Raw genomic sequence first — 24,640 nt, forward strand, 5'->3', positions numbered from 1 at the left:
TTGATGTCACTTCGCCGCGCGGTTCAAGCCCAGCGTCGGCGTCTCGTCGAAGAAATTCCACGGCTTGAGCAGCACGTTGACCCACTCGGTGGGCATGATTGGCCACTCTTCGGCCCGCGCCACGTGCGTGGTGCCGGTGGTGAGCCACACCACGTTGTCGGTGTTCTCGATGGGCTGGTCGTTGGCAATGAACTCCCCCAGGCCGGTGTCCTTGTTGGAGCGGTTGGGGTACTTGCCTTCCGGGAACAACTCGTCGGGGTTGTAGCGCGTGACCCAGAGCTGGCGGTCCATGAAGCTCAGGCGGTGGTTGATCCACTCGTCCTTGGCAAAGTTGGCGCCCTTGGCGATCGGGTGCGTGCCGCCGGCATACGGAATGAGCTGGTAGGAAACGGGGTTGCCCACCTTGTTGTTGCGCGCGGGGTTGCTCAGCAGCCGGATGGTCGCAGGGTCGAACTTCTGCGCAGCCTTCTGTTCGGAGGCCACCGTTCGCGTCACTGTCTCCATGGTGCTGGTGCGCGGCCCGCCGCGGGTGTTCGCGGCGACGACGGGATCGACTTCGGTCAGCGAGTTGTTCTCGCCGTCCACGTCCATGTCGAGCCGGAAGTTGTAGATGTGCTGGTGCGTGGTGCCGACGATGTTGTGGTCGAGCAAGGTGCCGTAGCGAGTATCTTCGGCCGCGGTCGGGTCTTGCATGGTGCGCGAGCGCACGCCCTTGACGGCTTCGATGCCGGTGGCGCCGGCGTTGATGCCGATGGTGCCGTTCTCCGAGAACACCCAGTCGAAGATGTAATCGTAGTTGCCCACCGTGCTGATCCAGCGCACCACCAGCTCGCGGCGCTCGGTGCTGATGTTGGGCTTGCCCATTTCCTGGTGCTTGAACTCGGGGCCCGCATAGCGCTCGAACACGGCCATGGCATTGGGAATCTTGTAGGCCTTGCCGGTGAAGTCGGCCAGCGTGGCTTCGAGCAGCACCGCGTTCTGCGGCGCGTCCTTGCCGGGCTCGATGGGCGAGGTGAGCGTGCCCATGCCGTACTCGCCGGAATCGAGGTAGGCCTTGAAGTACCAGCCGGTGTCGGGGTCGCCGTAGGGCACGATCATGCCGCCGAGCGATCCCTCGTACATGACCTTGCGCTTCGTGCCCTTGTCGTTGTAGGTGACCGTTGAGAGGGTCAGCCCCACGCGCGAATCCAGGCGCATGTGGAAGTCCCAGTTGCGCCAGTGCAGCGTGTTGCCGGTGATGGTGTAGTTCTTGCCGTCGGGCTCGATGATGTCCAGCGCCTTGGGCGACGGCGTGGCCTTGCGGTCGCGGCCGTCATAGGGCGTGGGCTTGAGCGGCACGGGGATGACGCCCGAATCCTCGATCTTGATGACCTTCTTCTGCTCCAGGTCGACGACGGCCACGAGGTTCTCGATGGGGTGCGCCCAGTTGTTGCCGTCGCCCACGTCGAGGTAGCCGACGACCTTGAGCAGGCGGTCTTCCTGGCGCAGCGAATCCTTGCCGTCGAAGTAGCCGACGGTCAGCGGCGTCGCGAACACCTTTTTGACATCATTGATGCCACGCTTGGCAAGCGCCTGCGCGTATTCGGTGCTGGCTTCGACGGCCTTTTGCACCGTTTCGAAATCGTCCAGCAGCACCATGCCGTGGGCGCCTTCGACCGGCTTGAAGCTCAGCACATTGCGCGCCACGAGGTCCACGGTGCCTTCGATGACTTTCTTGCCGTCGAGGATCACGAAATTCGCCTGTCGGTTGGCCTGCACGGGCTGGCCGCTGAAGGCGAAATTCCAGACCTGGTCCTTGGGCGGCGTCTTGACCGTGATCTCGGTGAAGCGATAGCCCGGCTGATAGCGGCCCGCCGCCTTCAGGATGTCGACGGTGGCCTTGATTTCGCCTTCGGTGAGCGGGTTGAGCGGACTGGCCTTGCGCTCCACGACGAAGGTCTTGTCCAGGCTGGACTGGAACACCTGGTTGGCGAACTGGCTCGACACGAAGGGCTTGCCCTTTCGCATGACGACGGGCACGTCGAGTTGCAGCGGCGCGCCGTTGACCAGCGCTTCCCGCGAACCGGGCTTGACGCGCACCAGCGTGCTGTTGCGCGAGATGGTGAAGACGTTGGAAAAGCGATCAAAGCGCAAGGTGGCGCCAAAGTCTTCCATCGTTTTCGCGAGCGGCACCATGTGCGCTGCGGCGCCGTGGGCCATCGCCGCCGAGGGCCAAAGTGCCAGCGAACTCATGCCGCAAGCACCGGCGACGATGGCGGCGGCCATGGCGATCGCGCTGGTGCGCGGGGCGAAGCTTCGGGATTGGGGCGGCGAGGTGGAGGCGTCGTGCATCTTGGATTCCTGATCGGCGTAGGTGGTGGCTCGATCAAGTTTGCGGTTGCCGCCGGCAACAGCGTTATCCACTTTTGGCAAAGCAGCGCCTCCGGGAGGCGCTGCGGCCAGCAATGCAGGGAAAGCCCTTATCTAGTGACGCGGCGACACGTCGGCGCGATGGCTCGACGCGAAACGCATGCGCGTCATCGATGGCAGTTCGCCAAAAAGCTGCTTGTATTCCGCCGCGAAGCGCGACGGGTGCCAGAAGCCCCATCGCGCCGCAATGTCGCCGACGGTGTCATGGCGCCGTGACTGCAGTTCGCTGCGCACATGATTGAGCCGCATCACGCGGAGGTAGGTCACCGGGCTCAGGTTCACGACGTCTTCGAAGGCGTATTGCAGCGCGCGGCGCGACGCGCCGGTGGCCACGCACAGGTCCGGCACGGTGATAGCCTCGTCGGCATGGTTGCGCATGTAGTCCCGCGCACGTACCACGATGTGCCGACGGGCGGCAGCGCCCGGCAACAGGCTGGTTTCGAACTGGCCCGGCGCGATGCAATCGAGCACGGCATCGGTGAGCGACTCCACCAGGCCCGTGCGCACGCGGGGGTCTTCGAGCAGGCCGGGGCGTTCGCGCGCCATCGACATCGCGTTGCCAAGCAGCGCGCCCAATTCATCGCACTCGGCTGCGGACTTGCGCAACACGGAGGGCGCGGGCAGGCGCAGTTCCTCGTCGCGGCCACGAACGATGGCGGCCCGCTCCAGCAGCGCGGCGGTGTCGACGCAAACGGCAAGGAAGGTGACGCCAGCCTCGGCGACAAGCTCGAACTCCCGGTCCGACGCCATGGCAAATGCCTGCCTGTCGCCAAGCCGGTGACCGCAATACCAGCCCGGCTCGCGGGCGCCCAGCGTCAAGCCGATGGTGACCGTGTCCGCGCGCGGCCGACCACCTTGCAGCACGCTCTGATTCGCACGCTCGCCGAAGATCTGGACGGGACCGATGCGCAAGTCTTCAAGATGGCCCTCGAATCGGCCGCCCGAAAGCTGCTCGTAGCGCTGCTCCCATGCGCTCAGGCTCGCGGCGTGGTCCTCGGCGTCCAGCGTCAGCCTGCGCGCATGGTAGACAGGTCCTGCGGCGGCCGGCGCGACGGAATCTGCGTTCTGCAGCGCGTACATCACTCTCTCTCCGTTCATGGGTCGCGACATACTAGTGATACCGATAGCACTCACACAACATGATTTTGTGTATCACTTTAGCCTCAGCGGCGGCGGTGCCGGAGGAATGCGTAAATACCCTTATCCCGGCGCCCTTTCCATTTTTTATTGACTGAAATCAAGGCTTTCAAAAGCGCGACGGGACACCGGAAGCGGCGCCCTACCATTGCCGCCAATCACTGCTTCGAGGTCTTGAAGACGGTGATCTTCAATTTCAACAACTCAGGGAGAAAAAATGACCGTCATGTTTACCCGCATCGGAACGCCACACGCTGGCCACCAAGCCGAGGCGCTGGCTTACGCCAAGCAGCGCTGCGAGGCCGTCAACGAAGTGTATGCACTGCACGCACAAGTCTTCGCCCGCTTCGGCGGCCCCGCTGGCCAGGTCGTCATGCTGGAGACCTTCGAGAACATGGCAGCCCTCGAAAAGCTGAAGATGGCCACGATGGACCCCGCGAACGCCGCCCGGATTCCCAATGCGCCCGAAGGCGTGTTCCAGTCGGTGGAAGAGCACATCTGGATCAAGCTTTGATGTGAAGTCGCGAAGGTCCTCCAGAAGAAGAACGCTTCGCGGCTGAACAGGTGGAGTTGCCCTCGCGGGTCCACCTGTTTTTCCCCGCCGGAACTGGCCTCGCGGCATGGTTCAGGCGGGTCTTTCAACACCGTATTGCCTCAACTTCACCACGTTGAAGATCGTCACGCAGTTGCCACGCAACTCGATCAACCCATCCGCGCAGAACTGGCGGAAATAGCGTGACAGGGTTTCAGGCTTCAGATTCAGTTGCGCTGCCACCAGATGCTTGTGCAAGGTCAGCTGAATGTTGTTCGCATCCAGGCTATTGGGTGGAACCAGCCGCAACAAATAGCTCACGAGCCTGGCCGCCGGCGGCTGCAAAAGAAAGTCGTCGATGTCGTCGATCAGCTGGTGCAGCCGGTGCGACAGATTGGCCAGCATGCGCATGCCCAGGCGCCAGTCCGATTGCAAGAGCGTCAGCACCGCCTCCTTTGGAATGAAGATCAGCCCGGAGTCTTCCACAGCGATGCTGGTCGTGTCGTGCGGCATGCCCCGCAGCATGGCCGGCTCGCCAAAGCTGCTGCCGGCGCTGGCAACCTGTATGGGCTTTTCGACGCCCTTGCTGGAAAACAGCGACAGCCTGACGCAGCCATAAGAGACCACGTGGAAGCCGCTGCAAACATCACCCTTGCGATAGATGACGTCCCGCCTCAGGACGCGGACCATGCGCGCTTCGCTGGCAATCCTGCGGATGAGCTCTTCATCGAGCCCGCGGAACAGCGGCAGGTTCTCGATGAGTCGCACGATGTGTGCAAACCTCATGGCCTGGCCGCATGGGATCTCACCATCATGTCTACCTCCCTTTTCATTTTTTTCTGGCACGCAATCGCTCGTTCCAGTTCGGGCGCATGTTAAAGATACAAATTGATTCATGCAATTGACCGAACGGATAACTGCCCACGCGATCACCATGCAACGCCCCACCTTCGAAGCCGACATCTCGCCCGAGCTTGCCAAGCTGCGACGGGGCCTTGAGTTGCGGGCCAACTCGGTGCTGATCACGGTCTATGGCGACGCCATTGCACCGCGACGCCAGGCGGTCTGGCTGGGCAGCCTCATCCGGCTGGTGGAGCCCTTCGGCATTTCGTCGCGGCTGGTGCGCACCAGTGCCTTTCGCCTCACGGCCGACGAATGGTTCACCGCGACGCGCGTGGGGCGCCGCAGCTACTACGGCCTTTCGGATGCCGGCTTGCTGCGGGTTCAGCACGCCGACCGGCGCATCTACGAATTCAACCTTCCCAGTTGGGATGGGCGCTGGACGCTGGTGCTGCTGGAGCACGGCATGCGATCGTCCATGCGGCAGAACCTCAAGCGTGAACTCCTGTGGGAAAGCTTTGGCCAACTGATGCCGGGCATCTTCGCGCACCCTCATGCTGACCACCGTTCGCTCAAGGAGATCCTGCGCGCAGCCGGTGCGCAGGATCACGTGGCGGTGCTCAGCGCACAAAGCCTCGACGACTACGCGCGCAAGCCCTTGCAGGCGATCATGCGTGACACCTTCAAGCTGGACACGGTCGGTCAGGCCTGGCAGCAGTTCATCGTCCGCTTTGCGCCTGCCGTCCGGTTGCTGGACGCGTTGACGCAAGCCGAATCCTTCTTCCTGCGGACCTTGTTGATCCATGAATACCGCCGCGTCTTGCTGCGCGACCCCAACCTGCCTGCTGCTCTTCTGCCTGCAGATTGGCCCGGCGTTCAGGCACGGGACCTGTGCGAAGTCATTTACCGCGGCGTGCTCGCAAGAAGCGAGCAATACCTGTGCGTCCACATGGAAGCGATGGACGGTCCGCTGGCGCGCACGCCAAGGCAAATCAGCCGCCGCCTGTCGCCCGGCCGCAGTCGCTCGGGCACGGAGCGGGCGCAGGCCCAGCCGGAGTCCACGCCGTGAGCGATGCACGCCCAACCACGGGCCTGTTGCTCACGGGCGGCGGCGCGCGGGCGGCCTACCAGGTGGGCGTGCTCGAAGCCATTGCCGACCTGCGGCGCGAAGCGGGCGCAGAAGCGACGGGCAATCCGTTCCAGGTCACCACCGGCACATCGGCAGGCGCGATCAATGCGGCCGCGCTGGCCTGCGGCGCGGACGACTTCGACGCCGTCGTGCGGCGCATCGCACGGATGTGGCGCAACATCCGCGCCGAGCAGGTCTACCGCACGGATTCGCTCGCCGCGCTCGATCGGTCGGCGGGCTGGGGCATGCTGCTCGGCATCGGGCAACTGCTCGCGCGATGGATGCGCATGAGGCCGCGCTCGCTGCTCGACAACACGCCTCTTTCCGAACTGCTCAAGGAGGTCGTGCCGCTGCATCGACTTCCGCAAATGATGCGTGAGGGCCACCTGCAGGCGCTTGCCGTGACGGCGTCGAGCTACAGCTCGGGCACGCACTTCACTTTTTTCGAGTCCGCCACCGCTGTGGCGCCGTGGGTGCGCACGCAGCGCGAGGCAGTGCCGTGCGGCATCACCCACGAGCATCTGCTGGCCTCGTCCGCGATTCCCTTTGTGTTTCCTGCGACGGCCCTGCCCATCCACGGACACGACGAATATTTTGGCGACGGCTCGATGCGGCAGTCAGCCCCCATCGCGCCGGCCATTCACTTGGGAGCCGACCGGATATTGGCCATCGGTGCCGGCCGCATGGTCGAGCCGGGTGGTCCGTCCGCGCTGGCACCCAACAGCCTGACCGGCTATCCCTCGATGGCGCAGATCGCGGGCCATGCGCTGTCGAGCATCTTCCTGGATGCGCTCGCGGTCGATGTGGAGCGCCTGCAGCGCATCAACCACACGCTCAGCCTCATTCACCCTGATTTCCTTCGTGAAAGCACGCTCAGGCCGCTCAAGCTGCTGCTGATTTCGCCTTCGCAGCGCATCGATGCCATCGCCGCGCGCCACGTCGACGCCCTGCCCTCGGTGGTCCGGCGGCTCTTCGTGGGGCGCTCGACGGACGGCGTCGAACAGGTCAAGGCAGCCGCCCTTGCCAGCTACCTGCTGTTTGCAGCGCCATTCACCCGCGAACTGGTGGAACTGGGCCGTGCGGACACGCTGGCGCGGCGCGAGGCGGTGTTCGAATTCTTCGGCTGGACAGCGAGGTAGCAGAACCGGGCCGCTCAGGCAGGCGCGCGCAGCCGCTTGACCATGCGGAGCGCGTCCTCCACGCCCTCGTAGTAGCCGACGCTGATGCCGGACTCCTCGAACCCATGCCGGCTGTAGAAAGACATCGCCACGGCATTGCTCACGCGCAGTTCCAGGCGAATCGACCGGATCCCCGCGACCCGCGCGGTGGTCTCGAGCCAGTCAAGCAGCGCCGAGCCCAGCCCCTGCCGGCGCAGCCCGGTCTTGACGGCAAACAGCGCAATGTGCGCGTCGTCGTCGCCGTATTGCATGATGGCAAAGCCCAGCAGGCTGCCGCTGCGGCGCACCACCGCCACGTTGGTCGATCCGTCCTTGATGCATTGCAGCACCCGCCGCGGCGTCCAGCGCCACGACAGGCCGTACTCGATGGCATCGCGCGACAACTCGGCGATAGCCACCGCGTCGAGGGTGCGCGCAAGGGTGATTTCGTGTTCGGTGATCACGATGAATCCGGGGTGTGGCAGCGACTATAGCCCTGCCAATTAAAATGGCGGGTTCTTTCGCGGGCGCGGCCCGGTCTGCCGACCGGCCCCGCGCCCAGCCCGCCCTGAATTCCCCGAACGCCCGAAAGCGCCCCTCGCGATGTCCCAGCGCAAACTGTTTGTCACCACCGCCCTGCCGTATGCCAACGGCAAGTTTCACATCGGCCACATCATGGAATACATCCAGGCCGACATCTGGGTGCGCTTCCAGCGCATGCAGGGGCACATGGTGCACTTCGTGGGCGCGGACGACGCGCACGGCGCGCCGATCATGATCGCGGCCGAAAAAGCCGGCAAGACGCCGCAGGAATTCGTCGGCGAGATCGCTGCCGGCCGCAAGGAATACCTGGACGGCTTCCACATCCGCTTCGACAACTGGCACTCGACCGACAGCGCCGAGAACACCGAACTCGCCCAGGGCATCTACAAGCGCCTGCGCGAGGGCGGCATGATCGCCAACCGCACCATCGAGCAGTTCTACGACCCCGTCAAGGGCATGTTCCTGCCCGACCGCTACATCAAGGGCGAGTGCCCGGTGTGCCACGCGAAGGACCAGTACGGCGACTCGTGCGAGGTGTGCAGCAGCGTCTATGCACCCACGGAACTCATCAACCCCTATTCGACGCTCACCGGCGCGACGCCGGAGCTGCGCAGTTCGGAGCACTTTTTCTTCAAGCTGTCCGACCCGAAGGTGGTCGACTTCCTCAAGACCTGGACGCAGGACGGCAAGCTGCAGCAGGAAATGGCGCGCAAGGCCAGCGAATGGTTCGAAGCCGGCATGGCCGACTGGGACATCTCGCGCGAAGCGCCCTACTTCGGCATCGAAATCCCGGACGCGCCGGGCAAGTATTTTTACGTGTGGCTCGATGCACCCGTGGGCTACCTCGCCAGCCTGAAGAACCACTTCGACAAGGGCCAGGCCGCGCAGCATTGGCATGAGGCCTCGCGCACGTCGCAAAGCTTCGACGACTTCGTGGCCGACCCCAAGGTTGAACAGGTGCACTTCATCGGCAAGGACATCGTGTACTTCCACACCCTGTTCTGGCCCGCGATGCTGCAGTTCAGCGGCCGCAAGACGCCCAGCCAGGTGAACGTGCACGGCTTCATCACCGTCTCGGGCGAGAAGATGAGCAAGAGCCGCGGCACGGGCATCGATCCGCTCAAGTACCTCTCCATCGGCATGAACCCCGAATGGCTGCGCTACTACATCGCCGCCAAGCTCAACGCCAAGGTGGAAGACGTCGACTTCAACCCCGACGACTTCATGGCGCGCGTCAACGCCGACCTGGTCGGCAAGTACATCAACATCGCGAGCCGCGCGGCCGGCTTCATTGCCAAGCGATTTGGCGGCAAGCTGGGCGAAGTGACTGACGACGGGGCCGCTTTGCTCAAGACCCTGCAAGGCGAGGCGCAGGCCATCGAAGCGCTTTACGACAGCCGCGACTTCGCCCGCGTGCTGCGCGAGATCATGCTGCTGGCCGACAAGGTCAACGAATACGTCGACCAGAACAAGCCTTGGGAACTGGCCAAGAAGGAAGGCGCCGACGCGCGACTGCACGACGTGTGCACCGCTTGCATCGAAGCCTTCCGGCTGCTCACGATCTATCTCAAGCCCGTGTTGCCGACGCTCGCCGAGCAGGTCGAAGCCTTCCTGAACTGTGCGCCGCTGGCCTCCGGCGACGCGGGCCGCCTGCTGGGCAAGGACCACGCCATCAACGACTACAAGCACTTGATGCAACGCGTGGACGTGAAGATGCTCGACGCGCTGTTCGAGCCACCCGCCGCCACCGAGCCCGTTGTTGAAAAACCGCTGCCCGGCGGCGAGGCGCTGGCCGACACCATCACCATCGACGACTTCGCGAAGATCGACCTGCGCATTGCGAAGATCGTGAACTGCGAGGCGGTCGAAGGCTCGACCAAGCTGCTGCGCCTCACGCTCGACGTGGGCGAGGAAAAGACGCGCAACGTGTTCAGCGGCATTGCCTCTTCGTACAAGCCCGATCAACTCGTGGGCAAGCTGACCGTCATGGTCGCCAACCTCGCGCCGCGCAAGATGAAGTTCGGCCTCAGCGAAGGCATGGTGCTGGCCGCGAGCCATGCCGACGAAAAGGCGAACCCCGGCATCCACGTGCTGGAGCCGTGGCCCGGCGCGACGCCTGGCATGCGGGTACGCTAAGGCCATGTCGACGACCATGCGCCCTTTCATCCGGACGGCCATGCAGCTTGCTGCAGCGGCCCTCCTCGGCTGCGCGCTGACGGGTTGCGCCGTCGTCGGCGTGGCAGGTGCGGCGGTCAGCGTCGCGACGACGGCGGTGAGCGTGGGTGCTGGGGCCGTCGGCCTCGCGGCCGACGCGGCCATCGGCACGGCCAAGATCACCGGCAAGGCCGTCGGCGCAGCGGCCGACGCGGTGCTGCCGGGCGAAAACAAGTAATTCGCGGGTGCACGTGCCTCGGCCACAATGGCCGAACATGGCATCCCCGATCAAGCTGCACTCCTTCCGCCCGCGGTTGGTGGACGCGTTGCAGGACTACAGCCGCGAACGATTCCTGAAAGACCTGGGCGCCGGCGCGACGGTCGGCATCGTCGCACTCCCGCTCGCCATGGCCTTTGCCATCGCGTCCGGCCTCAAGCCGGAAGCCGGCATCTGGACGGCCATCATTGCCGGCTTCCTGATCTCGGCGCTCGGCGGATCGGCGGTGCAGATCGGCGGGCCGGCCGGCGCGTTCATCGTCATCGTGTATGGCATCGTCGAACGCTACGGCCTGGCGAACCTGCTGATCTCCACCGCCTGCGCGGGCGTGCTGCTGTTCCTGATCGGGCTCTTGCGGCTCGGCACGCTGGTGCGTTACGTTCCGGTGTCGATCGTCGTGGGCTTCACCAATGGCATCGCGGTGCTGATCCTGATCTCCCAGCTGCGCGACTGGTTCGGCCTGCGCATCGACAAGATGCCGGCGGATGTGTTCTCGCAGCTGAATGCGCTGGTGGAGCACGCTTCGACTTTCAACGCGTACGCCTTCGGGCTGGGCAGCGTGTGTGTTCTCGGGCTGTTTGTCTGGCCTTTGCTGCTGCACGACACCTCGCGCTTTGGCCACGCAGTTCGTTTCGTGTTCGGGCGCGTGACGGAACTGCGTGCGGTGCGGATGGGGTCGCGCGTGCCCGGCCCCATCGTGGCGCTGGTCACGTTGACGGCGCTTGCGTGGGCGTTGGACTTGCCGGTCGAGACCATCGGCACCCGCTTCGGCGGAATACCGGAGGGACCGCCCACCTTCGCCTTGCCGGACTTCTCTTGGGAAACGGTCAAGCAACTGGTCACGCCCACGCTGACCATTGCCCTGCTGGGCGGCATCGAATCCTTGCTGTGCGCACGCGTTGCGGACCAGATCACCGGCCTGCCGCGGCACGATCCCAACCAGGAACTCATGGCACAGGGCATCGCCAACCTGGTGACGCCCTTCTTCGGCGGCATGCCGGCCACGGGCACCATTGCCCGCACCGTGACCAATGTGCGCGCGGGCGCCAGTTCCCCGTTGGCCGGCATCGTGCACGCGCTGACGCTGGCCGTCGTGGTGCTGGCGGCTGCACCGCTGGCCAAGCTCGTGCCGCTGTCGGTGCTGGCCGGCATCCTGCTGTTCGTCGCGTGGAACATGGGCGAATGGCGTGAATTTGCGCCCTACATGCTGCGCCGCGTCAGCCAGCACTACATCCTGTTGATGCTGGGCACCTTCTTCCTCACGGTAGTGTTCGACCTGACCGTCGCGGTGCAGGTGGGCATCGTGCTGGCCTGCGCGCTCTTCGTCCGGCGCATGAGCACGCTGTTCCGGGTGGAGCTTGTTTCGCTGCAGCCGCCGGTGCTGACCTACAAGCTCTACGGCGCCCTCTTCTTCGGAGCCGCCGCCAAGCTGGACGAAGCCATCCGGGCCGTCGAGCGGGCGCCGCGCGGCATGACGGTGGTGCTGGACGCCATGCACCTCATCCTGCTGGACGCGACGGGGCTCGATGCCATCCGGCAACTGCACAAGGCCGTCCTGGCCCGCGACGGAGTGCTGCGCATCGAGTCCTTGCAGCCCCAGCCGCATGAAGTCATCGAGCGCTCGGGCTTCGCGGCAGAGCTCGCCAGCATGCCCGAGCCGGCTTTTGCGGGCGGGGACCGGTAAAATCCGGTCAAAGGTTCCATTCATGAATATTTTCCGCCGCCCCCACTACACCTCCGAGATCACGAGTTTCATCGAGGAGATGAAGGAAAAGAAGCCCACGCTGGAGGCCGAACAGCGCGCCGGCCGGGCGCTCCTGTGGGACAAGCACCTGGACCGCGACACGCAAAGCGAATTCAGCCAGGCGAAGGTGCCGCAGCAGCCCTACGTCTACCAGACCCAGGTCAAGTAAGCGGCCGCAGGCGACTGTGTCGCTCCAGAGTGGCCGCAGCCTCTTTTCTTCGAACCGCCTTCCATCGTGACCGCCGTTCAAGCCGAACGCGACGAAGACAGCGCGCCACTGGTTGTCGCCATGCCTGACGTCGTCGATCAAGTCGCGCTCGCTCGCCTGTATGGCGAGCCCCTGTTCGCCCTTCCAAGCGACCTCTACATCCCGCCCGAAGCGCTCCAGGTGTTCCTGGAAGCCTTCGAAGGCCCGCTGGACCTGCTGCTCTACCTGATCCGCAAGCAGAACTTCAACATCCTCGACATCCCGATGGCGGGGTTGACGCGCCAATACCTGAGCTACGTCGACGAAATCCGCCAGACCAACCTCGAACTGGCCGCGGAATACCTGTTGATGGCCGCGATGCTGATCGAGATCAAGTCGCGCATGCTGCTGCCGCCCAAGAAGGTGGCCGAAGGCGAGGAAGCCGAAGACCCGCGCGCCGAGCTGGTGCGGCGTCTGCTCGAATACGAGCAGACCAAGATGCAGGCCGCCTCGATCAGCGCCATGCCGCAGTTCGGCCGCGATTTCTGGAAGGGTCAGGTCTACATCGAGCAGTCGCTCAAGCCCCGCTTTCCGGACGTGAACGTCGTCGACCTGCGCGACGCCTGGGCCGACATCATGAAGCGGGCCAAGCTGGTCCAGCACCACAAGATCTCGCGCGAGGAACTCAGCGTGCGCGAGCACATGAGCATCGTCCTGCGCACGCTCCAGGGCCGCCAGTTCGTGGAGTTCGAAAACCTGTTCGACGTCACGCGCGGCAGCGCCGTGATGGTCGTGACCTTCATCGCGATGCTCGAACTGGCCAAGGAAACCCTCATCGAGATCACGCAAGCCGAAGCGTTTGCGCCCATCTACGTCCGCCTCGCCTACACCCCCGCCTGAGGCAACCGCCGCAACGCTCCAAGGGAGTCAAGCAACCGGGCAGCCGCCGGGCCGCCCCAAGGCAGGCCCGGGTCCCCTCCTCGGGAGGTGGCGAATTACACGCAGCGAAGCGAAGTGAAAAGCCGGGAGGCCTCAGTCCCCGGGCGGCCGCCGGGCCGCCCCAAGGCAGGCCCGGGTCCCCTCCTCGGGAGGTGGCGAATTACACGCCGCGAAGCGAAGTGAAAAGCCGGGAGGCCTCAGTTACTCGCGAAGCAGTACATGCGCCCGTCTCCGCCAGTTTTCTTCAGGGCATCCAGGCTGCACCCTTGGCTGGGGTGCGACGAGTTCCAGGACTTGGCCGGCGCAGACTCATCCAGACCCGTTCGGTCGGAGTGTCCAACGATTGCCGAACCATCACCGCTCTTGGTCCAGTTGCCGCAGGTGGTGTCCTTGTCGCCAGCCATCGCCCGCCCCTCGGGCGACGAGCCGGTCAGGATGTCGTGCATGTTGGGCGTATCTCCGCGCCCGTTGACGATCCCGCCCTTTTCGGTCAGCGCCGTCTGCTTGGTGAGCTTGTTGACACCATGGAGTTCATCCACGTTTGTGGCGATCAGTTCGCCCTTGGCGTTGTACCAGGGGCCGGCGCCAATCCGGTCGCGGGCGTTGACCGCTGCCGAACCACCCATTGCACTGGTGCTCAGGTAGGCGCGCCAGGTGCGGCCGCCTGCGCCAGCGGCTGCGGCCAGATCCTGGCAATACTTGTCTGCGCCAGCGAGGCCACCGAAATCCGCCCCCTTGCCCGAGTTGGCGCTGGTGACGAAAAACCCCATCGACTTGCCGCCGATGGAGCCTGTTGCACAGGCTGCAAGGAGCACGGCTCCCAGGACGGGGGCAATGAGGGAAAGGGCTCTCTTGGTGCGGCGCATGCTGGTCTCCTTGGGGTCTGTGAAGGTGCGCACACGCTAACCGAAGCACCACCCGCCTTCAATAAGGTAATCACTGCCGGCCTGTTCGCGGTTTGCGGGTAAGCGAAGCGCCCCGCCGGCTCGACGCAACGAAAAAATGTCCTGCTTCAGCGCGGCATCTGAAGCGCGGTGCATTTCAACCCGGTTCGATCGTCGGACCGCGCCCCATCAGTGACGCCACCACTTCGGCCGGCTGCGCCTGGCCATCGAGCAGTGCGACAACGCCCGAGGTGATCGGCATGTCCACGCCCAAGTGCGACGCACGCTGGAGTACGGCACGGGCGCAATAAACGCCCTCCGCGACATGGCCAAGGGAATCGACCGCTTGCGCCAGCGTCCGGCCTTGCGCCAGCAGGAGCCCGATCTTGCGATTGCGGGACAAATCGCCGGTGGCAGTGAGAACGAGATCTCCCAGACCCGACAGCCCCATGAAGGTTTCGGCACGCGCACCGAGCGCAATGCCCAGCCGTGTCATTTCGGCCAGACCACGCGTGATGAGCGCGGCACGGGCGTTGAGCCCCAGGTCCAAGCCATCCGCAAGACCCGTGGCAATGGCCAGGACGTTCTTGACGGCACCACCGACCTCGACACCGACGATGTCTTCGTTGGCGTACACCCGAAGCGAGGGACCGTGAAAGGCAGCCACGAGCGCGTCGCGCACCGCCGGGTTCGGGCTGGCCGCGACCAGCGCCGTCGGCTGCGCACGCGCCACTTCCTGCGCAAAGCTGGGGCCGCTCAGCACCCCCGCCAGCAGATCCGGGGCGACCTGCGCCTGAATTTCGTGGGCCAGCAATCCGAAGGCGACCCCGCCGCCCGCGTCACGGGCCGGTTCCACGCCTTTGCAAAGCCAGGCCACGGGAACCGTGACGCCCCGCAAATTGCCCAGTTGCTCGCGCAGCGCCGCCATGGGCGTGGCGACGATCACCAGTTGCGCGTCGCGCGCAGCCGCCGCCGCATCGGCGGACTGAACCGCCAAGGATGCAGGGAGCTGGATTCCGGGCAAATAGCGCCGGTTTTCGCCATGCGCGCGCATGGCGCTGGCCTGGGCCGCGTCGCGCGACCAAAGGGTCACGTCGTGCCGGCTGGCCGCGTTGACAGCCAGCGCCGTGCCCCAGGCACCGGCGCCGAGCACGCAGATTTTCATCGTTGACGACGCACGCCTTGCGCGAGGCCCAGGATTTCAGCTTATTGCGTGACGGCCGGAGCGGCCTGGCCGGCAGCTTGAGCCTGCTGTTGCTCGAACATGGCCTGGAAGTTGATTTCAGCCAGGTGCACGGGCGGGAAGCCGCCGCGCTGGATCACGTCCGCCACGTTGCCGCGCAGGTACGGGTAGACGATTTGTGGGCAGGCGATGCCCAGGATCGGCGACATCTGGTCTTCCGGCAGATTGCGGATCTCGAAGATGCCGGCTTGCTTGGCTTCGACCAGGAAAACGGTCTTGTCCTTGATCTTGGTCTGCACGGTGGCCGACACGGTGATCTCGAAGATGCCTTCGCTCACCGGCTGGGCGTCCACGCCGAGCTGGATGTCGACGGTGGGCTGTTCCTGCTCGAGCAGGATCGCGGGCGAGTTGGGTTGCTCCAGCGACAGGTCTTTCAGGTAGACGCGTTGGATCTGGAACACGGGATCTTGATTGTCAGCCATGGCTTTTCTTTCGGATACAAAAAAACATTGCCCACCGGGTTTCCCTCCCTGCGGTGGGTTTAGAAGTAGGGAGCGCGGATTATCGCTGGCTCAAGCGCCCTGCAGCATGGGCAAAAGTCCGCCACGGCCGTCCAGCGCCATGAGGTCATCGCAGCCGCCGACGTGCTTGTCGCCGATGAAGATCTGCGGAACGGTACGCCGCTGCGTGACTTCCATCATGGTTGCCCGTGCGCCGGGGTCCATGTCGACACGGATTTCCTCGATTTTTTCGACACCACGTGCCTTGAGAATCTGCTTGGCCCGAACGCAATAGGGGCAAACGGCGGTGGTGTACATCTTGACGTGTTGCATGGCGGATCGCGACTTTTTAAGCTTTTTCAACCGGCAGATTAGCGTCTTTCCAGGATTTGAGTCCGCCTGCAACGGCTTGGGCTTGCTCGTAGCCGAGCTTCTTGGCCACGGAGACGGCGCGTTGGGCGCGCGCACCCGTGGCGCACACGATCACCAGCGGCAGGGACTTGTTCTTGACCGTGCCGGGCAGCTTGGCTTCCAGCTGGTCGAGCGGCACGTTGCGCGCACCGGTCACGTGGCCGGCAGCGAACTCTTCCGGCTCGCGCACATCGACGACCACGGCGCGTTCACGGTTGATCAGTTGCACCGCGCCCTGCGCGCTCAGTGCGCCCGTGTTGGCGCCCTTGATCATCGGCCACGCCAGCATCCCACCCGCGCTGATCGCGATCAGGAAAAGCATCCAGTTGGCGATGACAAAGTCGAAGACGAATTTCACGGTATTCCTTGAATGACAAACCCGGATTTTAGAATGGCGGGTTGCACAGACTTCTTCAAACTGCCCAAAGGCCCTGACACATGTACAAACTGGTGCTGATCCGCCATGGCGAATCGACCTGGAATCTCGAAAACCGCTTCACCGGCTGGACCGACGTTGACCTCACGCCCGCGGGCGTGGAACAGGCCAAACAGGCGGGACGTCTCCTGAAAGCGGAAGGCTACGAATTCGACGTGGCCTACACGAGCGTCCTCAAGCGCGCAACGCGCACCCTCTGGCACACGCTCGACGAACTGGACCGCACCTGGCTGCCGGTGGTTCATTCGTGGCGCCTGAACGAGCGCCATTACGGCGCCCTCCAAGGCCTCAACAAGGCCGAAACCGCCAAGAAATACGGCGATGAGCAGGTTCTTGTCTGGCGCCGCAGCTACGACACGCCGCCGCCGGCGCTCGAAGCGACCGATCCGCGCAGCGAACGCACCGACATCCGCTACGCCAAGCTCAGCCCCGACCAAGTACCGCTGACCGAGTGCCTGAAGGACACCGTGGCCCGCGTCCTCCCGTTCTGGAACGAGTCGATGGCGCCCGCCATTCGCGCTGGCCGGCGCATCGTCGTGGCGGCGCACGGCAACTCGATCCGCGCGCTGGTCAAGTACCTGGACGGCATCTCGGACGCGGACATCGTTGGGTTGAACATTCCCAACGGCATTCCGCTCGTCTATGAACTCGACAGCGAGCTCAAGCCCCTGCGCCATTACTACCTTGGCGACGCCGAAGCGGCCGAAAAGGCTGCCGCCGCCGTCGCAATGCAAGGAAAAGCCTGATGTTTCGCACAGGCTTGGAACTGTTGCAAAAAGTTTGCTTCCAAGCGCTGTATATTGATCTGGCACGCTGCTGCTAACAGGACATCCCATGGGCCAAAAACTCAAGACTACAGGCTGGGTCGCCGCCGGCGCTATCGCTGGCGTGCTCACGACCGTCTCGCTGCAAACCGTTGCGCGAGGCTCATTGGCTCCCTTGCCACTCGAGGAATTGCAACAACTCGCCGCGGTGTTCGGCATGGTCAAGAGCGACTATGTGGAACCGGTGGACGAGAAGAAGCTTATTTCCGACGCCATCTCCGGCATGGTGGCCGGCCTTGATCCGCACTCGCAGTACTTCGACAAGAAGTCCTTCAAGGAATTCAAGGAAGGCACCTCGGGCAAGTTCGTCGGCGTCGGCATCGAGATCTCGCAGGAAGACGGGCTGGTCAAGGTCGTGTCGCCCATCGAGGGTTCGCCGGCATTTCGCGCGGGCCTCAAGCCCAACGACCTGATCACCAAGATCGACGACACCGCCGTTCGCGGACTGTCGCTCAACGAGGCGGTCAAGCGCATGCGCGGCGAGGCCAACACCAAGGTGCTGCTGACCATCTTCCGCAAGGACGAGAACCGCACCTTCCCCGTCACCATCACGCGCGAGGAGATTCGCACGCAGTCGGTGCGCGGCAAGATGTTCGAGCCCGGCTATGCATGGATTCGCCTGTCGCAGTTTCAGGAGCGCACCGTCGACGACTTCGTCAAGAAGGTCGACGAGCTCTACAAGCAAGACCCCAACATCAAGGGCCTGGTGCTGGACCTGCGCAACGACCCGGGCGGCCTGCTCGACGCCGCCGTGGCCGTGTCCGCCGCCTTCCTGCCCGAAAACGTCACGGTTGTTTCCACCGACGGCCAACTCGCCGAGAGCAAGTCTGTCTTCAAGGCCTCGCCCGAGTTCTACCAGCGCCGCTCCGGCAGCGACCCGCTGCGCAGCCTGCCGGCAGCGCTCAAGACGGTGCCGCTGGTGGTGCTGGTCAACGAAGGCTCCGCGTCGGCCAGCGAAATCGTCGCCGGCGCCCTGCAGGACCACAAGCGCGCCACGGTGATGGGCAGCCAGACCTTCGGCAAGGGCTCGGTGCAGACCGTGCGCCCGCTCGGTCCGGACACGGGCCTGAAGATCACGACCGCCCGCTACTACACGCCGAGCGGCAGCTCGATCCAGGCGCGAGGCATCGTGCCCAACGTGCTGGTCGACGAAAGCGCCGAAGGCAGCCCCTACGCCATCCTGCGCATGCGCGAAGCCGATCTGGACAAGCACCTGGCCAGCGGCCAGGGACCGGAAGACAAGAGCCCCGAGCGTGAAAAGGCACGCGACGAAGCGCGCAAGCGCCTCGAGGAAGAAGCGCTCAAGCCGCCGGCAGACCGCAAGGTGCCCGAGTTCGGCTCCGACAAGGACTTCCCGCTGGTGCAGGCCGTGCTGCAACTCAAGGGCCAACCGGTGCTCGTGAGCAAGACGCAAGTCGAGCGCAAGGAAGAAAAGAAGGAAAACTGATCGAACAACGGCCTTCGACCACCGGTTGAAGGTCGCTGCTTCGTTCGCCGAGGGCGCATGGACGACAACGATCTGCTGCGCTACTCGCGCCATATCCTGCTGGAAGAATTCGGTATCGACGGGCAAGCGCGCGTCAGCGCGGGCCATGCGCTGGTCATCGGCGCGGGCGGTCTGGGCTCTCCCGTCGCCTTGTACCTGGCCGGCGCGGGCGTCGGCCACATCACTCTCGTGGACGACGACGAGGTCGACCTCACCAACCTGCAGCGCCAGATCGCCCACACCACGGCGCGGGTGGGCCAAGCCAAGGTCACGTCGGCAGCCGCGGCCATGCACGATATCAATCCGGAGCTTCGAATCGAAACGCATGTGCGGCGCGCTGATGCCGCGCTGCTCGCGCAGCTGGTTCCGCGTGCCGACGTGGTCATCGACTGCTCGGACAATTTTTTGACGCGCCACGAAATCAACCGCGCCTGCGTCGAATTCGGCCGCCCGCTGGTGGCCGGGGCGGCCATCCGGTTCGACGGTCAACTGAGTGTCTATGACACGCGCAACGCGGCATCGCCCTGCTACGCGTGCCTCTTTCCTGCGGACGCGCATTTCGAAGAAACACGGTGCGCCGTGCTGGGCGTCTTTGCACCTGTCGTCGGCACCATCGGTACGCTGCAAGCCAGCGAAGCGTTGAAGCTGCTGGCCGGCATTGGCGAGTCGCTCGCCGGCAAGCTGCTGATGTTCGACGGACGCACCAGCAGTTTCGACACGATGCGCGTGTCGCGCGACCCGCATTGCGCCGTGTGCGGGCATCGCCAAGCCGACGGCACGGCCTGAAGCCAGGCCACCTGCGTCCTCAGTCCCTGGAGTTTCTCGCGGCCTTTGCCTTCGCAGCGCCCGTCGCAGCCGCGCCGGAGGTTGGCGCCTTGGCCTGCGCCAGCACTTCCTGACAATCCGCATCCTTGCCGGGGCCTGTCTCGACGGTCGCCGCGATCGCGAGCAAGGGGTTGATCGCGCCGAGCGCCACCGCGACCGCGCCTCGGACGATGAGCGGCCCCTTCTTCACGCCGGCCGACGGTGCGGCAAAGGTTCCGCGAACGACCAGGGGCGTGCGCGCGACGAAGATGCTCTTGTCCTTCGGCTCGGGCCGCACCACGAAGTCGAGCGTCTCGTCGGCCAGGCTGGCGCGGCCGGTCGCGGTAAATGCGGTGTCTGCCGTATCGAGCATCAGCGTGCGCCCGGTCATCGCGCCCTTGTTCACATCGAAGGCCAGCGCCCCGCAACGCACAAGCACCTTGCGGTCACCGCGCAGCCAGAACTTCAGGATCTCCGCGCCATCGAGCCCCAGGTACTCCAGCAGCAGGTTGCTGATCTCGCCGCGTCCCGTGATGACGGCGACGTCACCCGACGCGCCAGCCAACCACGTCGCAATCGAGGAGCCCCGCCCGGAGAGGTTGATGCGGCCATCGAGCCTGTTCAAGGAGGCGTGCAAGGTCTCGACCTTCGGGATCAGCCGGTCGAGCCGCAGCCGCCGGATGTCGAGCGACGCGCGCATGTCCGCGGGGTCTTGCGTGCCGTCGATGCGCATGGCGCCCGCGAGTTCGCCGCCGGCCAGGCCCATGACCAACGGCTCCAGGCTCAGCACGCCGCCGTCGAGCTTGACATGCACATGGCCGTTCTCCAGCGGCAGGTCGTGCACGTTGCGGATGCGCTCGGCCGTGTACTTCACGTCCGCATCCATGGCGCGCAGGCGCTCGAGGTCGAGCGTCCCGGTGGGCAACACTTTCCTTGACGCCTTGCTGGCCCGCTGTGTCTGCGCCAGCGTGGTCGGTGGCGCGACGCCTTCAATGGCATTGGCCGAGCGCGTGGTGGGCGCCAGGCCGATGAACGGGCCCAGGTCGTCCATGTCCATGACGCGCGATCGCAATTCACCCGAGAGCAAGGGCAGCTTTCGGGATTGCTCAATACGCATCTCGCCTTCAATGTCCGACAGGCCCAGTTGCCCCTTCAGTTGCCGGATGTCCCATGTGTGGCCCTCGCGGTGCAATCGGCCGCTCAGTCGATACGGCGGCGTGTGCGGCAAGGCGACGCCCAGCAGCACGTAGAGATTGCCGAGGTTCTGGCCGCGCACGTCGAAGTCCGCATCGATGCCGTCCAGCGTTGACAGGTCGGCCACCGTGCCCTTCGCGTTGATGCGCCCATGGCGGGTGGCGGCCTCGATTTCCATCGGAATCGGCGTCCGGTCTGCTGCAGAAAAATGCAGCAGGTCACCCGTGCGGCCTTGGGCCGTGACATCCTGATGGCGGTACTGGCCCTTGACGCGGTAGTGCAGCGGCATGTCGCCGCGTTGCGCATCAAAGTCGACATCGGCATGGAGATCGAGGCTGAACTCGCTCGCCAGAAAATCGACGGTGCCGCGATCGACCTGCAGCACGCCGACGCGGGGAACGGTGTCGGTGTCCGAGGTGTCCTTGCCCAGCGCCCACGTGCGTCGCCCGTCCGGCTCGATCTGCAATGCGAGTTGTGGCGCCGTCAGTGCCATCCTTGGCAAGACGAGCTTGCGCGCGCTGAACAGCGGCCAAAGCGCGATCTCGAATTCCGCACGCTCGGCGCGCAGCAGATAGGGCTCGCGGGCCCAGTCGGGATTGGCAAACTCGATGCCATCGAATTCGACCGTCAGCCCGCGCCAACCCGGATGAAGATCGAGCCGGCGCGTCACCTCGAAATGCCGTCCTGTCTTCTCGCTGACGTAGCGATTCAGCGGCCCGCGCAGGACGTCCCACGGGAAGAAAGCCAGCGCGATCACGAGCACCAGCAACACCCCGAACAGGCCCGACCCCAACTTCAGCCAAAGCGTGGCATTGCGTTCGTCATGGGCCGGCTGTCGCATACGGACGTCAGATTGTTCCTACAACGTTAACCACTGCTAACTTGCACGTTGTCAGTGCGCCAAACCCTAAACTTGGGCCCAGGCTCTCGTTGGCCGTTCATCTTGATGGCAAGGTTTGCCGCGACGAGAGCAGTCGTTTCGACATGAAGCCCAAATTAAAAACCTATATCGTCGAAGACAACCTCACTATCCGAGAAAACCTGGTTGGCACGCTCGAGGAGTTGTCGCGTGTGTCCACCGTGGGCTTTGCCGAGACCGAGGCCGATGCAAAGCTTTGGCTGACCGAGCACAACGATGAATGGCAACTCGCCATCGTCGACCTGTTCCTCAAACAGGGCAGCGGACTGGGCGTGTTGCAGGAGTGCGCCTCCCGGCGCAGCACGCAAAAGGTCGTGGTGCTGAGCAACTACGCCACGCCCGACATTCGCACGCGCTGCTCGCAGTTGGGCGCCGATGCGGTGTTCGACAAGTCCAACGAAATTGATGCGTTGGTGGATTTCTGTGTCGCGATGGCCACCGAGCAAGCAGGCGCGGCCGCTGGCCAAGCCTGAGCCGGCACACGCCGTTCCTTTGCAAAGCCGATCAGTCGATCAGCTTGTTCTTCAGCGCGTAGTACGTGAGGTCGCTGTTGGAGGAAAGATTCATCTTCTCCATCAGCCGCGTGCGATAGGTGCTCACCGTCTTCACCGACAGGGACAGCGTCTTGGCAATGTCGCCGGCGGTTTCGCCCTTGGCCAGTTTCAGGAACACCTGGAATTCGCGTTCCGACAACTGTTCGTGCGGCGCTGCATCGTCCTTGCGGTCCAGTTGACGGGCCAGAAGTTCGGCCACGGTCGGCGTGATGTAGCGACGGCCCAGCGAGATCGTGCGAATCGCGTTCACGATCTCGATGGGATCGCACTCCTTGTTGAGGTAACCGCTCGCGCCTTGGCGAATCAGGTTCATCGCGTAGTGCTCTTCGGGATAGCCGCTGAGAATCAGGATGCCGACGTCAGGCGCTTTGGCGCGAATCATCGCCAACGCGTCAATGCCGCTTTGGCCCGGCATCGAAAGATCCATCACCAGCACATCGAGTTCGGTCGTGCGCACCAGTTCGATCGCCTCACGCCCGCTCGCCGCTTCGCCCACCACGCGCAGATCGACGTGTTCCGAGAAAAACTGGCGCAAGCCGGAACGCACGATCGCATGGTCGTCCACAATTCCAATTTTGATCATCTTGTACCTTCGTCAACTTTCTGCATGCCGCTGCACGTTTCCCTGCGGGCCACCCTGGGTCTATGACAATTATTGACGAATTTGAACTTCGCGCCGTCGGCCAACGCCTCAAACGTTGGTTGGCCTTTCCACCCATGTCGCTGGGGCTCGGACTGGCCATGCTGGCAGCGTTGGTACTCGTGGGCATCAATGAGGCGGGGTATCGGCAATCCACCCGGGCGTTGGCCGAAGTGGGTGAAGCGCAGGACGTGAGATTGGTTCTCAATTCGCTGCTGCAGAACGTGCTGGACGCGGAGACTGGGCAACGCGGATTCCTCTTGACAGGCGAGGCGCGCTATCGCGAACCCTACGACGTGGCGGTCAAGCAGATCGACAGCCATTTCGCCACCTTGCGCAAGCTCTACGCAGACAAACCCGCGGAGAGCGCACGCCTGTTGCAGCTCACCAACCACGTCACGCGCAAGCTCGCTGAAATGGACATGAGCGTGCGACTGCGCGAAAGCGGCAACGACGACGCGTGGAAGTTCGTCATGACCACCGACGTGGGCCGGGAGGAAATGGCCGCGATCCGCGCCGAGGCGAACGGGCTGGTGGAGTTGAGCAACCAGTCGCTGCGCGCCGGCCAGCTGCAGATTGCCCAGTCGCTGCGCATGGCGCGCCTGGGCATCGGGTTGGTCGCGCTGGCCGGCATGCTGGCCTTCTATCTTTACCTGCGCCAGACGTACCAGCTGCGCACGGCGGGCGAGCGGCAGCAGGCGGCGCTGGAGCGCGAACGCAACGCACTCGAAGGCGAAGTGAGGGAACGAACCGCGAACCTCGCCGAACTGGCCACGCACTTGCAGGAAGTGCGAGAAACCGAGCGCGGATTTCTGGCGCGCGAGCTGCACGACGAACTGGGTTCACTGCTCACCGCGGCCAAGCTGGACGTCGCACGCCTCAAATCCAGGCTCGCGGATTCGCCCGATGCCATCCAGCGGCTGCAGCATCTGATCGAACTGCTCAACAGCGGCATTGCGCTGAAGCGCCGCATCATCGAAGACCTGCGTCCTTCGTCGCTCTCCAACCTGGGCCTCGTGGCCTCGCTGGAGATTCTTGGGCGCGAGTTTGCGGAGCGTGCCGGCGTGCAGGTCGAGATGGCGCTGGAGCCCGTCACGCTGGACGAGGGCCGCCAACTGACCATCTACCGCATGGTGCAAGAGGGATTGACGAACATCGGCAAATACGCCGAAGCCTCCGAAGCGACGATCGTGCTGAAGAACTACGGCAATCACGTGCAGGTGGAAGTGGCCGACAACGGCAAGGGCTTCGATCCTCGCCATATGCGCCCGGCCACGCACGGGCTGGCGGGCATGCGGCACCGCGTGGAAGCCGCGCATGGAAAACTGAGCGTGTCTTCCACGCCGGGCAACGGCACGCTGCTGGCCGCCATGCTGCCGATCGTCACGCCTTAACTGGCTGTTGATCGCCTGCCGTGTTGCCGGCTCTTCAAGGGGCCGCGCGGCAATTCGCTCCTCTCCTACGCCCCCGAGCCCCGCCTGCTGACAGGGTCGCTGAACGCCGGCCCTTAAGGTCCTCATCAAGCCGGTTCGCAATGAAACCAGCGGGCAAGTCGATCAACAACGAGGCATCTCCAAGGAGCTCATCATGTTGCACTACGCAGTCGTATTTCTCATCATCGCGCTGATCGCGGCGGTGTTCGGATTCGGTGGCATTGCCGCAAGCGCGGTGGGTATTGCGAAGGTCCTGTTCTTCATCTTTGCCGTGCTTGCCATTGCGGGCTTCATTGCAAGCTTGCTGCGGCGCAGCTAGCGCCG

25 protein-coding genes are annotated in these 24,640 nt (G+C 64.3%); 14 read left to right on the top strand and 11 right to left on the bottom strand.

Features of this window, described 5'->3' with window-relative positions:
* Positions 1–6: 6 nt before the first annotated feature.
* Positions 7–2,331: a primary-amine oxidase gene (gene tynA, locus QTI66_RS12140; RefSeq protein ID WP_286559759.1), complete on the bottom strand. Its 2,325-nt coding sequence runs from the start codon at positions 2,329–2,331 to the stop codon at positions 7–9.
* Positions 2,332–2,463: 132 nt separating this feature from the next.
* Positions 2,464–3,489, bottom strand: a complete 1,026-nt coding sequence (locus tag QTI66_RS12145) for a helix-turn-helix domain-containing protein (protein ID WP_286559761.1) — start codon at positions 3,487–3,489, stop codon at positions 2,464–2,466.
* A 274-nt stretch (positions 3,490–3,763) separates the two neighbouring features.
* Between QTI66_RS12145 and QTI66_RS12150 the strand changes: the two genes are divergently transcribed.
* Complete coding sequence (locus QTI66_RS12150; RefSeq protein ID WP_286559763.1) at positions 3,764–4,060, top strand: hypothetical protein; 297 nt, start codon at positions 3,764–3,766, stop codon at positions 4,058–4,060.
* A 111-nt stretch (positions 4,061–4,171) separates the two neighbouring features.
* Here the strand turns inward: QTI66_RS12150 and QTI66_RS12155 are convergent, their stop codons facing one another.
* Positions 4,172–5,014, bottom strand: coding sequence for a Crp/Fnr family transcriptional regulator (locus QTI66_RS12155; protein ID WP_286559764.1), 843 nt, complete (start codon positions 5,012–5,014; stop codon positions 4,172–4,174).
* Here QTI66_RS12155 and paaX point away from each other — a divergent pair.
* Complete coding sequence (gene paaX, locus QTI66_RS12160; protein ID WP_286559765.1) at positions 5,013–5,987, top strand: phenylacetic acid degradation operon negative regulatory protein PaaX; 975 nt, start codon at positions 5,013–5,015, stop codon at positions 5,985–5,987. The two genes, QTI66_RS12155 and paaX, sit on opposite strands and share 2 nt — an antisense overlap.
* Positions 5,984–7,186, top strand: a complete 1,203-nt coding sequence (locus QTI66_RS12165) for a patatin-like phospholipase family protein (protein ID WP_286559767.1) — start codon at positions 5,984–5,986, stop codon at positions 7,184–7,186. Before paaX ends, QTI66_RS12165 begins: the two co-directional genes overlap by 4 nt.
* 14 nt (positions 7,187–7,200) lie before the next feature.
* Here the strand turns inward: QTI66_RS12165 and rimI are convergent, their stop codons facing one another.
* A complete protein-coding gene (gene rimI, locus QTI66_RS12170) occupies positions 7,201–7,668 on the bottom strand; it encodes a ribosomal protein S18-alanine N-acetyltransferase (protein ID WP_286559769.1) in 468 nt (155 codons plus the stop codon).
* Between the two features lie 139 nt (positions 7,669–7,807).
* On the opposite strand from rimI, the gene metG reads away from it, so the two are divergent.
* From metG to QTI66_RS12195, 5 genes are all read left to right on the top strand, one after another.
* Positions 7,808–9,883: a methionine--tRNA ligase gene (metG, locus tag QTI66_RS12175; protein ID WP_286559770.1), complete on the top strand. Its 2,076-nt coding sequence runs from the start codon at positions 7,808–7,810 to the stop codon at positions 9,881–9,883.
* Positions 9,884–9,887: 4 nt separating this feature from the next.
* The gene (locus tag QTI66_RS12180; RefSeq protein ID WP_286559773.1) at positions 9,888–10,139 is read left to right on the top strand and encodes a hypothetical protein; all 252 of its coding nucleotides are present in this window, start codon (positions 9,888–9,890) and stop codon (positions 10,137–10,139) included.
* Between the two features lie 37 nt (positions 10,140–10,176).
* A complete protein-coding gene (locus tag QTI66_RS12185; RefSeq protein WP_286559775.1) occupies positions 10,177–11,862 on the top strand; it encodes a SulP family inorganic anion transporter in 1,686 nt (561 codons plus the stop codon).
* Positions 11,863–11,884: 22 nt separating this feature from the next.
* Positions 11,885–12,091, top strand: coding sequence for a DUF3460 family protein (locus tag QTI66_RS12190; RefSeq protein ID WP_286559776.1), 207 nt, complete (start codon positions 11,885–11,887; stop codon positions 12,089–12,091).
* A gap of 120 nt (positions 12,092–12,211) precedes the next feature.
* Positions 12,212–13,009, top strand: coding sequence for a segregation and condensation protein A (locus QTI66_RS12195; RefSeq protein WP_286559988.1), 798 nt, complete (start codon positions 12,212–12,214; stop codon positions 13,007–13,009).
* Between the two features lie 236 nt (positions 13,010–13,245).
* Here QTI66_RS12195 and QTI66_RS12200 read toward each other — a convergent pair whose 3' ends face one another.
* The 5 genes from QTI66_RS12200 to QTI66_RS12220 all read right to left on the bottom strand — a co-directional run bounded on the left by QTI66_RS12200 (position 13,246) and on the right by QTI66_RS12220 (position 16,348).
* Positions 13,246–13,914, bottom strand: coding sequence for a hypothetical protein (locus tag QTI66_RS12200; RefSeq protein WP_286559778.1), 669 nt, complete (start codon positions 13,912–13,914; stop codon positions 13,246–13,248).
* Between the two features lie 175 nt (positions 13,915–14,089).
* Complete coding sequence (locus QTI66_RS12205) at positions 14,090–15,097, bottom strand: NAD(P)H-dependent glycerol-3-phosphate dehydrogenase (RefSeq protein ID WP_286559779.1); 1,008 nt, start codon at positions 15,095–15,097, stop codon at positions 14,090–14,092.
* Between the two features lie 41 nt (positions 15,098–15,138).
* Positions 15,139–15,597 carry a protein-export chaperone SecB gene (secB, locus tag QTI66_RS12210; RefSeq protein WP_286559782.1) on the bottom strand — a complete coding sequence of 153 codons (459 nt, stop codon included), beginning with the start codon at positions 15,595–15,597 and terminating at the stop codon, positions 15,139–15,141.
* Positions 15,598–15,687: 90 nt separating this feature from the next.
* On the bottom strand, positions 15,688–15,948 hold the full coding sequence (grxC, locus tag QTI66_RS12215; RefSeq protein ID WP_286559783.1) for a glutaredoxin 3: 261 nt from the start codon (positions 15,946–15,948) through the stop codon (positions 15,688–15,690).
* 16 nt (positions 15,949–15,964) lie between these two features.
* Positions 15,965–16,348 carry a rhodanese-like domain-containing protein gene (locus QTI66_RS12220; protein WP_286559989.1) on the bottom strand — a complete coding sequence of 128 codons (384 nt, stop codon included), beginning with the start codon at positions 16,346–16,348 and terminating at the stop codon, positions 15,965–15,967.
* A gap of 116 nt (positions 16,349–16,464) precedes the next feature.
* On the opposite strand from QTI66_RS12220, the gene gpmA reads away from it, so the two are divergent.
* The 3 genes from gpmA to QTI66_RS12235 all read left to right on the top strand — a co-directional run bounded on the left by gpmA (position 16,465) and on the right by QTI66_RS12235 (position 19,558).
* Positions 16,465–17,208, top strand: a complete 744-nt coding sequence (gene gpmA / locus QTI66_RS12225; protein WP_286559785.1) for a 2,3-diphosphoglycerate-dependent phosphoglycerate mutase — start codon at positions 16,465–16,467, stop codon at positions 17,206–17,208.
* Positions 17,209–17,296: 88 nt separating this feature from the next.
* Complete coding sequence (locus QTI66_RS12230; protein ID WP_286559786.1) at positions 17,297–18,733, top strand: S41 family peptidase; 1,437 nt, start codon at positions 17,297–17,299, stop codon at positions 18,731–18,733.
* Between the two features lie 57 nt (positions 18,734–18,790).
* Entirely contained in the window at positions 18,791–19,558 is a 768-nt protein-coding gene (locus tag QTI66_RS12235) for a HesA/MoeB/ThiF family protein (protein WP_286559787.1), read from the top strand.
* A 19-nt stretch (positions 19,559–19,577) separates the two neighbouring features.
* Here the strand turns inward: QTI66_RS12235 and QTI66_RS12240 are convergent, their stop codons facing one another.
* Positions 19,578–21,611, bottom strand: a complete 2,034-nt coding sequence (locus QTI66_RS12240; RefSeq protein WP_286559789.1) for an AsmA family protein — start codon at positions 21,609–21,611, stop codon at positions 19,578–19,580.
* A 143-nt stretch (positions 21,612–21,754) separates the two neighbouring features.
* Between QTI66_RS12240 and QTI66_RS12245 the strand changes: the two genes are divergently transcribed.
* The gene (locus tag QTI66_RS12245; RefSeq protein ID WP_286559790.1) at positions 21,755–22,162 is read left to right on the top strand and encodes a response regulator; all 408 of its coding nucleotides are present in this window, start codon (positions 21,755–21,757) and stop codon (positions 22,160–22,162) included.
* Between the two features lie 31 nt (positions 22,163–22,193).
* Here the strand turns inward: QTI66_RS12245 and QTI66_RS12250 are convergent, their stop codons facing one another.
* Positions 22,194–22,826 carry a response regulator gene (locus tag QTI66_RS12250; protein ID WP_286559791.1) on the bottom strand — a complete coding sequence of 211 codons (633 nt, stop codon included), beginning with the start codon at positions 22,824–22,826 and terminating at the stop codon, positions 22,194–22,196.
* A 134-nt stretch (positions 22,827–22,960) separates the two neighbouring features.
* Here QTI66_RS12250 and QTI66_RS12255 point away from each other — a divergent pair, with 134 nt between their 5' ends.
* Together QTI66_RS12255 and QTI66_RS12260 are read left to right on the top strand one after the other, a co-directional pair.
* The gene (locus QTI66_RS12255) at positions 22,961–24,277 is read left to right on the top strand and encodes a CHASE3 domain-containing protein (protein ID WP_286559990.1); all 1,317 of its coding nucleotides are present in this window, start codon (positions 22,961–22,963) and stop codon (positions 24,275–24,277) included.
* 193 nt (positions 24,278–24,470) lie between these two features.
* A complete protein-coding gene (locus QTI66_RS12260; protein WP_286559792.1) occupies positions 24,471–24,635 on the top strand; it encodes a DUF1328 domain-containing protein in 165 nt (54 codons plus the stop codon).
* The last annotated feature ends 5 nt before the right edge of the window (positions 24,636–24,640 follow it).

Origin of the sequence: Variovorax brevis (genome assembly GCF_030317105.1) — a bacterium.
GTDB lineage: Bacteria > Pseudomonadota > Gammaproteobacteria > Burkholderiales > Burkholderiaceae_C > Variovorax > Variovorax brevis.